14 protein-coding genes and 1 pseudogene are annotated in these 13,302 nt (G+C 52.4%); 4 read left to right on the top strand and 11 right to left on the bottom strand.

From position 1 onward, the window contains the following. Positions 1-72 precede the first annotated feature (72 nt). The 5 genes from livF to livK form a co-directional block, all read right to left on the bottom strand. Complete coding sequence (gene livF, locus NNN64_RS10320) at positions 73-786, bottom strand: high-affinity branched-chain amino acid ABC transporter ATP-binding protein LivF (RefSeq protein ID WP_271441318.1); 714 nt, start codon at positions 784-786, stop codon at positions 73-75. Positions 787-803: 17 nt separating this feature from the next. Further along, complete coding sequence (gene livG / locus NNN64_RS10315; protein WP_048213581.1) at positions 804-1,571, bottom strand: high-affinity branched-chain amino acid ABC transporter ATP-binding protein LivG; 768 nt, start codon at positions 1,569-1,571, stop codon at positions 804-806. Then, entirely contained in the window at positions 1,568-2,845 is a 1,278-nt protein-coding gene (gene livM, locus NNN64_RS10310; protein ID WP_137381969.1) for a branched chain amino acid ABC transporter permease LivM, read from the bottom strand. Before livM ends, livG begins: the two co-directional genes overlap by 4 nt. Continuing rightward, a complete protein-coding gene (gene livH / locus NNN64_RS10305) occupies positions 2,842-3,768 on the bottom strand; it encodes a high-affinity branched-chain amino acid ABC transporter permease LivH (RefSeq protein ID WP_003023435.1) in 927 nt (308 codons plus the stop codon). The genes livM and livH overlap by 4 nt, the downstream gene beginning before the upstream one ends. Before the next feature lie 61 nt (positions 3,769-3,829). Continuing rightward, positions 3,830-4,939, bottom strand: a complete 1,110-nt coding sequence (gene livK, locus NNN64_RS10300; protein ID WP_271441317.1) for a high-affinity branched-chain amino acid ABC transporter substrate-binding protein LivK — start codon at positions 4,937-4,939, stop codon at positions 3,830-3,832. 423 nt (positions 4,940-5,362) lie between these two features. Here livK and panM point away from each other — a divergent pair, with 423 nt between their 5' ends. Both panM and NNN64_RS23330 read left to right on the top strand, forming a co-directional pair. Then, a complete protein-coding gene (panM, locus tag NNN64_RS10295; protein WP_271441320.1) occupies positions 5,363-5,746 on the top strand; it encodes an aspartate 1-decarboxylase autocleavage activator PanM in 384 nt (127 codons plus the stop codon). Further along, a pseudogene (locus NNN64_RS23330) lies at positions 5,731-5,858 on the top strand (hypothetical protein). Before panM ends, NNN64_RS23330 begins: the two are co-directional and overlap by 16 nt. Before the next feature lie 83 nt (positions 5,859-5,941). Here NNN64_RS23330 and livJ read toward each other — a convergent pair. The 5 genes from livJ to ftsY all read right to left on the bottom strand — a co-directional run bounded on the left by livJ (position 5,942) and on the right by ftsY (position 11,716). Next, complete coding sequence (gene livJ, locus NNN64_RS10290) at positions 5,942-7,045, bottom strand: branched chain amino acid ABC transporter substrate-binding protein LivJ (protein WP_170974354.1); 1,104 nt, start codon at positions 7,043-7,045, stop codon at positions 5,942-5,944. A gap of 320 nt (positions 7,046-7,365) precedes the next feature. Further along, positions 7,366-8,220, bottom strand: coding sequence for an RNA polymerase sigma factor RpoH (gene rpoH / locus NNN64_RS10285; RefSeq protein WP_003023425.1), 855 nt, complete (start codon positions 8,218-8,220; stop codon positions 7,366-7,368). A gap of 253 nt (positions 8,221-8,473) precedes the next feature. Next, complete coding sequence (gene ftsX, locus NNN64_RS10280; RefSeq protein WP_202037526.1) at positions 8,474-9,532, bottom strand: permease-like cell division protein FtsX; 1,059 nt, start codon at positions 9,530-9,532, stop codon at positions 8,474-8,476. After that, the gene (ftsE, locus tag NNN64_RS10275) at positions 9,525-10,193 is read right to left on the bottom strand and encodes a cell division ATP-binding protein FtsE (RefSeq protein WP_137381973.1); all 669 of its coding nucleotides are present in this window, start codon (positions 10,191-10,193) and stop codon (positions 9,525-9,527) included. The genes ftsX and ftsE overlap by 8 nt, the downstream gene beginning before the upstream one ends. Before the next feature lie 2 nt (positions 10,194-10,195). Further along, positions 10,196-11,716 carry a signal recognition particle-docking protein FtsY gene (ftsY, locus tag NNN64_RS10270; protein WP_271441316.1) on the bottom strand — a complete coding sequence of 507 codons (1,521 nt, stop codon included), beginning with the start codon at positions 11,714-11,716 and terminating at the stop codon, positions 10,196-10,198. A gap of 276 nt (positions 11,717-11,992) precedes the next feature. Here ftsY and rsmD point away from each other — a divergent pair, with 276 nt between their 5' ends. Next, positions 11,993-12,589, top strand: coding sequence for a 16S rRNA (guanine(966)-N(2))-methyltransferase (gene rsmD, locus NNN64_RS10265; RefSeq protein WP_271441315.1), 597 nt, complete (start codon positions 11,993-11,995; stop codon positions 12,587-12,589). Then, positions 12,579-12,854 (top strand): DUF1145 family protein, encoded by a 276-nt coding sequence (locus NNN64_RS10260; protein ID WP_271441314.1) that lies wholly within the window; start codon positions 12,579-12,581, stop codon positions 12,852-12,854. The genes rsmD and NNN64_RS10260 overlap by 11 nt, the downstream gene beginning before the upstream one ends. A 67-nt stretch (positions 12,855-12,921) precedes the next feature. Here the strand turns inward: NNN64_RS10260 and NNN64_RS10255 are convergent, their stop codons facing one another. After that, positions 12,922-13,293 (bottom strand): DUF2500 domain-containing protein, encoded by a 372-nt coding sequence (locus tag NNN64_RS10255; RefSeq protein ID WP_271441313.1) that lies wholly within the window; start codon positions 13,291-13,293, stop codon positions 12,922-12,924. Positions 13,294-13,302 lie beyond the last annotated feature (9 nt).

The following is a 13,302-nucleotide window of genomic DNA, read 5'->3' as shown; positions in this document are numbered from 1 at the left end:
TAATCATTATCAATAATAACATAGCGCAATAAAAAAGGGGCCTGATGAGCCCCTTGTCTACTTAGATAACTGTTATCCGCCCAAATAAGCGCTACGCACCGCTTCGTTCGCCAGCAATGCATCACCGGTATCTTCCAGCACCACGTGACCGTTTTCCAGCACGTAACCACGGTCAGCGAGTTTCAGTGCCTGGTTGGCGTTTTGTTCGACGAGGAAAATCGTCATCCCCTGCTCGCGCAATTGCTCAATGGTGTTAAAGATCTGCTGGATAATGATCGGCGCCAGCCCCAGAGACGGCTCATCGAGGAGCAACAAACGCGGCTGGCTCATCAAAGCCCGGCCAATCGCCAGCATCTGCTGCTCACCACCAGACATGGTTCCCGCACGCTGGATACGACGTTCATGCAGACGTGGAAACAGGTCGTATACCCATTGAATACGCTCCTGAAACTGGTCGCGCTCGGCAAAAAAGCCCCCCATCGCCAGGTTCTCTTCTACCGTCATACGGGAAAATACGCGACGCCCTTCCGGGACAATCGCCACCGCTTCACGCATGATTTTTGCCGTCTGCCAGTCGGTAATATCTTTACCATCAAAGACAATACGCCCACTTGTAGCCCGAGGATCGCCGCACAGCGTTCCGAGCAGCGTGGTTTTCCCCGCACCGTTGGCACCGATAAGCGTCACGATTTCACCCTGATTGATGTACAGGCTGACATCGTGCAGTGCCTGGATCTTGCCGTAGTGGGCGTTGACGTTGTCAAAAGACAACATGACTTTTTCCATCTTATGCCTCACCACCATTATGCTTCACCTAAATAGGCGCGGATCACGTCCGGGTTGTTACGAATCTGCTCCGGTGTCCCGTTCGCCAGCGGCGTCCCCTGGTTCACCACGTAAATACGGTCTGAAATGCCCATCACCAGCTTCATATCGTGCTCAATGAGCAGAATGGTGGTGTCGTGATGATCGCGCAGCTCGGCAATCAGCTCGTCCAGCTCTTTGGTTTCTTTCGGGTTAAGGCCCGCAGCAGGTTCATCGAGCATCAGAATTTCCGGCTGAGTAACCATGCAACGGATAATCTCAAGACGGCGCTGGTCGCCATAGGCCAGGTTGCTCGCCTGCCGGTTGGCATGCTGCAGCAGGCCGATACGATCAAGCCAGGTGGCGGCGCGGTCCAGCGCTTCATCCTGCGCGCGGCGAAAAGCCGGAGTTTTTAACAGCCCGGAGAAAACGCCAGCTTTCAGTTGCTGATGCTGCGCCACCAGCAGGTTTTCAATCACTGTCATTTCGCGAAACAGGCGCACATGCTGGAAGGTACGCACCACGCCCATACGCGCAATTTGCTGGCCCGGCAGCCCTTCAAGGTGCTGGTCGCGCAGCTTAATCGTCCCGCCGGTCGGCTTATAGAACCCGGTCAGGCAGTTGAAGACCGTGGTTTTCCCCGCGCCGTTCGGTCCAATCAGAGAGACAATCTCTTTTTTATGCAAATCCAAAGACACATTGTTGACTGCCAGCAGGCCGCCAAAACGCATCATCAGGCCGCTAACCGATAATAATGGCTGACTCATGCCTGCTCTCCTTTTGCTTCCCCGTTTTTCAGTTTCAACTGTGGACGGGTCATCGGCAGCAAGCCCTGCGGACGCCAGATCATCATCAGTACCATCAAACCACCCAGCATTAACATGCTGTATTCATTGAAATCACGCATCAGCTCACGTGAGACCACCAGCAGGATAGCCGCCAGGATCACCGCAAACTGCGATCCCATCCCCCCCAGCACGACAATCGCCAGCACAAAGGCCGACTCAGCAAAGGTGAACGATTCCGGACTGACAAAACCCTGGCGCGCGGCAAACAGCGTTCCGGCAAAACCGGCAAACGCAGCGCTGATGGTAAAGGCGGTCAGCTTGATGCGTGTAGGGTTTAAGCCCAGTGAACGGCAGGCAATTTCATCTTCACGCAGCGCTTCCCATGCACGGCCCAACGGCATACGCAACAGGCGGTTGATGACAAACAGCGAGAAGACCACCAGCAGCAGCGCCACCAGGTAGAGGAAAATCACACGGTCAGAGGGATCGTATTTCACACCAAAGAAGTTGCTGAAGGTATCCCAGCCGCCTTCACGGGCGCTACGGCTGAATTCCAGACCGAAAAAGGTGGGTTTAGGGATCTGGCTGATACCATTCGGGCCACCGGTGACTTCAGTATTATTGAGCAACAGGATACGTACGATTTCGCCAAAGCCTAAGGTCACTATCGCCAGGTAGTCGCCGCGCAGACGCAGAACCGGGAAGCCAAGCAGAAAACCAGCCGCCGCCGATACCAGCCCAGCCAGCGGCAAACAGGTCCAGAAACCAAGACCGTAATAGTGGTTCAGCAGCGCAAAGGTATACGCACCAATGGCATAGAATCCGCCGTAGCCCAGCACCAGCAAGCCGGAAAGGCCGACCACCACGTTTAAGCCGAGGCCGAGAATGATATAAATCATCGTCAGCGTAGCGATATCCACCGTGCCGCGCGACACCATAAATGGCCATGCGACAGCAATAACCAGCAGCGCCACCAGGAACAGCTTCTGTTTAACGGTTGAGCCATCAATCGCCGGCAGAATGAACTTCGGTCCGGAGACGCTCTTCAGGCTCTTCTGGAAAACGGGACGCAGCAGTTGGAAAAGAAAGACCACGCCGGTACCGATAAACACCCACTGCCAGCGGATATCCGCAGCGGTATCCACCACCAGCTTCGTGCCATCCAGTTCCAGTTGAACGCCCATGAAGACGCCCGCCAGGATGAAAAACATGACCGCTGAAAGCAGCGCCATTGCAAAATGCATCGGTTTCATACTTTCTCTACCTCCGGGCGACCCAGAATACCGGTCGGCATTACCAGCAGCACCAGAATCAGCAGTGCGAATGACACCACATCTTTATATTCCGTACTCAGATAAGCAGAGGAGAGCGCTTCCGCCACGCCCAGAATCAGGCCGCCGATCATCGCCCCAGGAATGCTACCGATACCGCCAAGAACCGCCGCGGTAAAGGCTTTCATCCCGGCCATAAAGCCAATATAGGGGTTAATTACACCGTAGAACTGTCCAAGCAATACACCTGCTACCGCCGCCATTGCTGCGCCAATCACAAAAGTCAGCGCGATCACGCGGTCAGTGTTAATACCGAGCAGGCTAGCCATTTTCAGGTCTTCCGCACAGGCACGACAGGCGCGTCCCATACGCGAATAGCGGATAAACAGCGTCAGCGCCAGCATCGCAAGGAAGGTCACAATCCAGATAACCAGCTGCATGGTGGTAATAGATGCAGAGAAGTTTTCACTGCTGCCGACAGTCCACTGGCCGTTAAACAGGCTGGGCAGCGCCACATCGCGCGAACCTTCAGTCAGGCTGACGTAGTTTTGCAGGAAGATAGACATCCCGATAGCGGAAATCAGCGCGATCAGGCGCTTGGAGCTGCGCACGGGCCGATACGCCACGCGTTCAATGCTCCAGCCGTAGGCGCTGGCAATCACGATGGCACCGACGAAGCCCGCGGCAACCAGCAGCCAACTGGAATCAATGCCCATCATCATTAGCGCAGCGATGATCATAAAGGAGACATAACTGCCGATCATATACACCTCGCCGTGGGCGAAGTTGATCATGCCGATAATGCCGTACACCATCGTGTAACCGATGGCGATCAGCGCGTAGGTGCTTCCCAGCGTGACGCCGTTAAACATCTGCTGCAAGAAATAGAGGAACTGCTCGGACATAAGGTAACCTTTTTAAACCCGCCCGTTTTGCACGGGCGGTGGGATAACGCGTCTTCAGGTATTACTTCGCGACGGTCGATGAACCATCCGCGTGCCACTGGAAGACACCAAACTCAAATCCCTTCAAATCGCCTTTTTCGTCCCATTTCAGCGGCCCAATCACGGTATCAGCCCCGTGTGCTTTCAGATCTTTCACCAGGTCTAACGGCTCTTTGCTACCGCTACGATCCATCGCTGTCGCCAGTGACTGAACGGCTGCGTAGGTGATCCATACGTAAGGTCCGGTTGGATCGTTCTTCTCAGCGTTGAGCGCATCGACGATAGCTTTATTCGCCGGGTCCTGGTCATAGCGTTTTGGCATAGTAACCAACATGCCTTCCGCGGCATCACCGGCAATGTTAGACAGTGAGGCATTGCCTACACCTTCTGGTCCCATAAACTGCGTCTTCAGGCCAACTGAACGCGCCTGACGCAGCATTTGCCCCATTTCCGGGTAGTAGCCACCGTAATAAACGAAGTCGATATTTTCTTTTTTCAGGCGGGCGATCAGCGCAGAAAAATCTTTCTCCCCGGCGGTGATCCCATCAAAGAAGACGATGTTGGCTTTTCCTGCTTTCAGGCTGTCCTGCACCGAACGCGCCAGGCCTTCACCGTACTGCTGTTTGTCATGAATGATGGCGATACGCTGTGGCTTCACCTTCTCCAGGATGTATTTCGCAGCAGTCGGCCCCTGAGAGGAGTCCAGACCCGCGGTGCGCATGATGTGCGCGTAACCACGCTGCGTCAGTTCCGGGTTAGTCGCTCCCGGAGAAATCATCAGAATGCCTTCGTCTTCGTAAATATCTGATGCCGGTTGAGTCGATGAAGAACACAGGTGACCAATTACGTACTGAATGCCGTCATTGACGATTTTGTTCGCGACGGCAACGGCCTGTTTCGGATCGCAGGCATCGTCATATTCCACGGCAACCAGCTTGTCGCCTTTGATCCCGCCTTTGGCATTGATATCTTTAATCGCCTGGCGTGCGCCATTAAATTCCATATCGCCCCACTGCGCGACCGGACCTGACATCGCGCCAACAACAGCGACCTTGATATCCTCCGCCATAACAGCGTGCGACATTGCCAGTGCTATCACCCCTGCGATGATTGTTTTCGCATTCCGTTTCATTACCTGAATCCCCATTCGTGACGTAATTAATATTTTGTATTTATATGGTTAAAAAGCAGACTGTGCTTTTTTTGAACTGTACTATTTTTACCAGTCTCATTAATGGTTTAGCACAGTTTTTTAAGCAAAATCAGGCTAAAATCTCTATATTTCAGTCGATTAAGAAAAGATAATATTCTGCTTTTCACTATAGATAAACAAAAAAAAGTGCGTTTGTCAGCATAAAATAACGGTACAAAGAGCCGAATAAAATGCTGCATTCCAGGGTATTATTCTGCCTGTTTTTCAATCTTTGCTGTTTCAAACTGCCATTACTGTTGTCACAAAACGATTAACCTGGTTAATCGCATAAAAAAGAGAAAGCATCCGAGTAAATTATTTCGGTACACTGATTCCATCTTTTGTGATTTGGACATGCTGTTAATGAAGCTGACCATCGTTCGTTTAGAAAACTTCAGTGCTCAGGATCTCATCGATCTTGGCAAAATCTGGCCGGAATATTCCGTCTCATCATTAAGCGTAGATGAAACGCACCGGATCTATGCCGCACGCTTTAACGAGCGCCTGCTTGGCGCAGTACGCGTCACCCTGAGCGGTACGCAAGGCGCGCTGGATTCCTTACGCGTACGCGATATCACCCGTCGTCGTGGCGTTGGGCAGTATTTGGTTGAAGAAACTCTCCGCGAAAACCCGGACGTGAGTTCATGGTGGATGGCGGATGTTGGCGTTGAAGACCGCAGCGTGATGGCGGCGTTTATGCAGGCGTTAGGGTTTACAGCCCAGGAGAATGGCTGGGAAAAAAGATAAAAAAGCCGGATGGCGCTGACGCTTATCCGGCCTACATGCTGGGAGCAAAAAATAAAAAACCATCTCGCAATTTTCCAAGAATTTCACGTTGCAGGAAGGCGGCAAGTTATGAAGTCCCCGGGAGCTTACATAAGTAAGTGACCGGGGTTGAATAACGTAGCCAACGCATCTGCAGCGCGAAAGGCGCCGGGAAAATTATTTGGCATCTGTAGCCGTACCATTAGCATGCCAGTCAAACACGCCGAACTCGAAGCCTTTCAGGTCGCCCTTCGCATCCCATGACAGCGGCCCCATCACGGTTTCCACTGAGTTTGCTTTCAGGTATTTGGCAATTTCAGCCGGATCGTCAGACTGGTTCAGACCGGCCTGCAAAGACTGCAGTGCGGCGTAGGTCGTCCACACAAATGCACCGCTTGGGTCCTGTTTCTTGGCTTTGATCGCATCCACAATCGGTTTGTTCGCCGGTACCTGGTCGTAGTTCTTCGGCTTAGTCACCAGCAAACCTTCTGCCGATTCACCCGCAATGTTAGACAGCGACACGTTTGCGACCCCTTCAGGCCCCATAAACTGGGTTTTCAGACCCGCGGCGCGTGCCTGGCGCAGGATCTGGCCCATTTCCGGGTGATAACCGCCGTAGTAAACAAAATCGATGTTCTCTTTCTTCAGACGCGCCACCAGCGTAGAGAAATCTTTCTCGCCGGCGGTGATCCCGTCGAAGAACACCACGTCAGCGTTGGCTTTCTTGAGGTTGTCCTGCACGGAGCGCGCCAGGCCTTCGCCGTACTGCTGTTTGTCGTGAACGATAGCAATGCGCTTCGGTTTCACTTTTTCAACGATATATTTGGCGGCCGTTGGGCCCTGATCGGAATCCAGGCCGGTGGTACGCATCACCAGTTTATAGCCGCGCGCGGTGAGTTCCGGTGCCGTTGCCGCAGGGGTGATCATCAGAATACCTTCGTCTTCATAGATATCTGACGCAGGTTGAGTGGACGATGAGCACAGGTGGCCGATAACGTATTTAATCCCGTCGTTGACCACTTTGTTAGCAACCGCTACCGCTTGTTTCGGGTCACAGGCATCGTCATATTTCACCATGACCAGTTTGTCGCCCTTCACGCCGCCCTTGGCGTTGATATCCGCAATAGCCTGTTCTGCGCCGGTAAATTCCTGATCGCCATACTGCGCCACCGGGCCGGACATCGCGCCGACGACGGCAACTTTAATATCCTTAGCAAATGCCATATTGCTCAAAGACAGGGCGATACATCCTGCCAATAACGCTTTACCCTTCATATTCATCCTGACAATCCCCATTATTGTGGTTATTACGTGTGTTGTGATGTTGTTGCTCAGCACTTTATATCGATTATTGGATAGCTACCCGTGCTTTAGCAGCATACTCTGCTAAAACATACCCGATTTTTATTATTTTGGAATAGCTAAATTTACATCCAGATAACAAATTCGTATTGGGGGAGAGGAGGAAAGGAAAGGACGTAGGCCCGATAAGCAAAGCGCCATCGGGCAAACATTTTGCCGGATGGCGACGTAAACGCCTTATCCGGCCTAAAAAAAACCCCCGAATTCACATTCGAGGGTTGATTGGCCATTCGTGAAAATTACGCTTCGATTGCGGCGCGCAGTTTTTTCATGGCGTTCTTTTCAAGCTGACGAACACGTTCAGCGGAAACGCCGTAGCGATCGGCCAGTTCCTGCAACGTAGACTTGTTGTCTTCGTCCAGCCAGCGGGCGCGGATAATATCCTGGCTACGCTCGTCCAGACCTTCCATTGCGTGAGTCAGCTTGTTCGCGGCCTGATCTTCCCAGTTATCCTCTTCAATGCCATCAGCAAAGTTGGAGGATTTATCCTGCAGATACAGAACCGGAGCCATCGGCTGGCTGTCGGACTCGTCGTCCGAAGACATGTCAAACGTCATGTCCTGCGCCGCCATACGGGATTCCATTTCGCGCACGTCTTTGCTGGAAACACCCAGCTCGCGGGCAACCATTTCCACTTCATCCTGATTAAACCAGCCCAGGCGCTGCTTGGTTTTACGCAGGTTAAAGAACAGCTTACGCTGTGCTTTGGTGGTCGCGACTTTCACGATACGCCAGTTACGCAGAACGTATTCGTGGATCTCAGCTTTGATCCAGTGCACGGCGAAGGAAACCAGGCGCACACCCACTTCCGGGTTGAATCGACGCACGGCTTTCATCAGGCCGATATTACCTTCCTGAATCAGATCCGCCTGCGGCAGGCCATAGCCCGCGTAGTTACGAGCAACATGAACAACAAAGCGCAGGTGAGACAGGATCAGCGTTTTAGCTGCTTCCAGATCGCCCTGGTAATGCAGCTTTTCAGCCAGCGCCCGCTCCTCGTCAGCCGACAACATCGGCCACGCGTTCGCAGCCCGGATGTAAGACTCCAGGTTACCAACAGGGGCTAAAGCTAAATTTTGCATTTCTTTGGTCATTCAAATCCTCTCAATCTTTGTCATCTGGCGTTGGTAAAAACCAATAGCAACAACCATGCCAGAGCTTATGAGCAACGAGAATATCATTCAATCTTTTATCAGACAGTGATTTTATCCACAAGTTCCATGTCGTAATGTGTATAAATTACGCACAAAATGTGACATCACGATGAATGCGCCGGGAAGAGAAAACAGGGCTCTTTCCCTGCAGAGCGAACTACTCAGTGCAGGGAAAGATTATACCAGAGATTTTTTAATCGGGGGTAAAGTGGCGTAAATGTTGAACCGTGGCAAGCCAGGCTGCCACCCAGCCAATCATTGAGCATACCAGCAGGAGTAGCAGGCACTCATCGAATGATAAGCCGTTGATATCAAACTTCGTTCCAAAAATTTGCGCCACTTCCGTGACCGCTGACGACAGTCGCATCACCAAAATTTCTGACAAAATCAGTGAAAGAAATGCGCCAGAAAAACCGAGCAGTGCGCCGCCGTAGAGGAACGGACGCAGGATAAATCCATCCGTTGCACCAATCAGTTTCTGCACGTTAATGGTATCGCGACGCGCAAAAATGCTCAGACGCACACTGTTACCGATGACCAGGAAGACCGCCGCAACCATCAGCACGCCAATCATCGCGGACACACGACCGACCAGGCCCGTTAACGCCGCCAGCCGCGCAAACCAGCTGTCATCCATGCGAACTTCATCGATACCGTTGATTTGTGCAATGCGATCACGCAGCGTGTTCAGTGATTCCGTGCCCTGGAAATCCAGTTTCGGAATCACCACCGCCACGGCCGGAAGTGGGTTTTCTTCCAGCATATCCAGCGCGCCGCCAAAGCCGGACCAGTTACGGAATTCGCCCAGCGCATCGTCACGGGAGAGGTAATTCACTTTCTCCACGCCCTGCTCAGCCTGTAACTGCCCCACCACACGTGCCGCCGCATCATCATCCAGCGTTTTTTGCAGATATACGGTGATCTGCGGGGACGGGTAATACTGGCTTGCCGCCTGGTTCACGTTCTTGTAGACCATGTAACAAACACTTGGCAACGTCAGTGAGATAGCGATAACCATCACCGTCAGGAACGTCGCCAGCGGTTTACTTTTCAGGTCCTGCAACGCCCCCTGGAACGCATAGCGCACTTGCTCGTTAAAGACGTTGGTTTTACGCGAGTTCGGTTTTGGCGACGCTTTCGCACGTTTTGGCGCGTTGCGACCGCCCTCTCCTGGCGCACCGCCCGATTTACGGAAACGATCCAGTCGTCCACCGAACTGTTTGATTTGATTGATAGCGTCGCGTCTATTCATTCACCAGGCCTCCGTGCAAGTGTCCGTCACTCAGGACAAGCTGGCGATAAGAACGACGGGAGATCAGCCCAATATCGTGCGTCGCCATTAATACCGTTACCCCGACGCGATTAAACTCTTCGAACAGACGCAGGATCCCTTCTGACAGCGCATCATCAAGGTTCCCCGTCGGTTCATCCGCCAGCAGTACCGCAGGCTTGTTCACCACCGCACGGGCGATGCCCACACGCTGCTGTTCACCGCCGGAGAGTTGAATCGGGAAGTTCTTCGCTTTGTCCAACAGCCCGACTTTATCCAGCGCCGCCGACACGCGACGACGAATATCGTCCCCGCTGGCACCCGCAATGATCAGTGGGATTGCCACGTTGTCGAAGACGGTTCTGTCCATCAACAGGTGGTGATCCTGAAAAATCATGCCGATCTGACGACGCAGAAACGGCACTTCACGGTTTTTCAAACGGCTGATGTCGTGCCCGCTGAAGTAGATCTTCCCGGCACTGGGCCGTTCAATTCCACAGATCAGCTTCAGCAGGGTACTTTTACCCGCGCCGGAGTGGCCGGTCAGAAACGCCATCTCGCCAGGCTGCATATGGAATGTGACTCCCTGCAGCGCTTGTCTCCCACCGAGATAGGCCTTGCTGACATGTTCAAAGCGAATCATTGTTAATCCTCTCGGGCAAAAAGTGCCTCTATAAAATCGCCCGCTTTAAACGGACGTAAATCCTCGATACGTTCGCCCACACCGATATAGCGGATAGGGATGCCAAACTGATCGGCAACCGAGAAAATGACCCCACCTTTCGCCGTTCCGTCCAGCTTGGTCAGGGTGATACCGGTTAAACCCACCGCTTCATGGAACAGTTTGGCCTGGCTTATCGCATTCTGCCCGGTGCTGGCATCGATAGTCAGCATAACTTCATGCGGCGCATCAACGTCCAGCTTCTTCATCACACGAACGATTTTTTTCAATTCTTCCATCAGGTGCGATTTATTCTGCAAACGCCCTGCGGTATCAGCGATCAGCACATCTACATTACGCGCCTTCGCCGCCTGAATGGCGTCAAAGATAACGGAGGCAGAATCCGCACCGGTATGCTGAGCAATCACCGGAATATTGTTACGCTGACCCCAGACCTGCAACTGCTCTACCGCCGCGGCACGGAAAGTATCTCCCGCCGCCAACATCACTGATTTACCCTGCTGCTCAAACTGACGCGCCAGCTTGCCAATGGTGGTGGTTTTACCCACGCCGTTAACACCAACCATTAAGATAACAAATGGCGTTTTACCCTCAACATTCAGCGGTTCATCAACTTTAGCCAGAATCTCGCCCATCTCATCTTTCAGCAGGCCGTACAACGCTTCTGCATCTTTGAGCTGCTTGCGGCTGGCGCCTTCTGTCAGATTTGCAATGATCTTGCGGGTTGTTTCTACGCCCACATCGGCGATCAGCAGTTGCTCTTCCAACTCTTCAAACAGATCATCGTCGATCTTTTTACCACGGAACAGACTGATAAATCCGGAACCGAGGTTTTCTTTGGTTTTCAGAAGGCTACGCTTCAGGCGCGCAAAGAAACCTTCTTTCGTCGGTTTTTCCTGCTCCTGCACAGCGTCTTCTACCACCGCCTCTTCTGCTGCTGGCGTGTCTTCAACAGGCTCAACAATCGCGGCATCTTCAGCAATTTCTTCCACCGCTTCAGCTGCCAGCGCCTGTGCTTCCAGCTCTTCATCAGTTAGCTGTGGCTCGTTTTCAGCTTCTTCTTCAACTGCCTCAACAATTTCAACGGTTTCCGCTTCAGCCTGCCACTCTTCTGGTGAAACGTCTTCGGCTTTAACCTCTTCCGGCAGCGGTAATTCTTCGTGTTCGGTCACTGCCGCGGGTGCCGGAGTTTCCACTATGGATTCAACGACCGGTTGCTGTTGTTGAGCAATAGGTTCTTCTTCCGGCTGCAGTTTTTCAATTTCCGCAACCTGTTCAGTGACTTCAACAACTTCAGCGGCAAAGGCTTCTGTTTCTGCCTCGCTATGCGTTTCCTGCGCGCGTGACGGCTCATCAACGACGGTTGCTTCTTCAGTAACCGGTTGTTGTTCTTCGTTTTTTAGTTCTGTCTCGTTTTCCGGTGCCTGCTCTTTTTGACCAAAGCCCAGCCAGGAAAAAAAGCCACGTTTTTTCTCTTTCGCCATTTGCGACTACACTCCCCCGCTGTTGCTTCATGGCACAGCGTCAACGCTATGTACATAGCAGCTAAAAAAATGATGAAATAGTCTATCACTTATACCCAATGAATTTCGAGTTACGTCAAGGCGGCAAGCGCACGAATCCCGATGAGCTTACTTTTAGTAAGTGATTCGGGTGAGTAAGTACAGCCAACGCAGAGGTAACTTGAAAGGCGACGGGTTAACTTAACTCACATCACCGCCTGGAATGACATGCTATAGGCGGATTGAGCAATAATAGAAATGAAAAAACCGAATCACTCAGGCAGCGGTCAGATCCGCATTATTGGCGGGCAATGGCGAGGCCGTAAACTCCCGGTTCCGGACAGTCCGGGTTTACGCCCAACGACCGACCGTGTACGCGAGACGCTGTTTAACTGGCTGGCCCCAGTGATGGTCGATGCTCGTTGCCTTGATTGCTTTGCTGGCAGCGGCGCATTGGCTCTGGAAGCACTCTCCCGCTATGCGGCAGATGCCACGCTTCTGGAGATGGATCGCGCGGTTTCGCAGCAGTTACAAAAAAATCTCGCCACGCTGAAGGCAACACATGCCCGCGTCATCAACACCAACACCCTGACGTTTTTAGCCCAGACGGGTACGCCGCATAACGTAGTGTTTGTTGATCCACCGTTTCGCAAAGGATTACTGGAAGAAACATTAACACTTCTGGAAACTCGCGGCTGGCTGGCAAACGAAGCGTATATTTACGTTGAAAGCGAAGTCGAAAACGGCCTGCCTGTTGTTCCGGTTAACTGGTCGTTGTACCGCGAAAAAGTGGCTGGGCAGGTTGCTTATCGCCTGTATCAACGTGAAGCACAAGGAGAGCAACATGCTGATTAATCTGGGTCGTCTGTTAATGCTGTGTGTCTGGGCATTCCTGCTCCTGAATATTTTCCAACCGTTCCCACGTCCGCTCAATATCTTCGTGAATGTGGCGCTGGTGTTTATGGTGCTGATGCACGGCATGCAGTTGGCGCTGCTGAAATCAACCATGCCGAAAGATGGCCCGCAAATGACCAACGGTGAGAAAATCCGTATTTTTCTGTTTGGCGTATTTGAGTTGCTGGTGTGGCAGAAGAAGATTAAGAGCCAGTTGAAGAAATAAATTGAGATCCCTTCGCCCGGTGGCGCTCTGTTTACCGGGCCTACGGACTTGTAGGCCGGATAAGGCATCAGCCGCCATCCGGCATTCGTTGGGTAAAATCAACAAAGCGCGAACCCTTGTAGCTCAGCGTGCCTTTGTCGCCAACCGTTAACGCATGATACTGCTGGGCATCAAGACGAAACGTCTGCTCCAGGCCGCCGCTTTGCGGTTTGAAGCTGGCTTCATAGCGCATGCTGGTGCCCGCTGGCGTCACTTCCTGTTGACGTGAACGCCGGTCATTTAGCGGTTTTTCCCGTTTGTTACTTACCACCACCTGCTTTTGCACCAGCGGCGCCGCATCATTTTCCGCTTTTTCCCGCCGCTGCTGGACAAAGCGAAACGACGCGGCAATAACGATTAAGACAATGATCACAATAAAAAAAAGGGGTGGCTTACTCATATTATTAAC

Origin of the sequence: Citrobacter sp. Igbk 14, from assembly GCF_028069825.1 — a bacterium.
Taxonomy (GTDB): Bacteria; Pseudomonadota; Gammaproteobacteria; order Enterobacterales; family Enterobacteriaceae; genus Citrobacter.
Note: the sequence above shows the minus strand (reverse complement) of the source record. Positions and strands in the feature narration are given on the sequence as shown.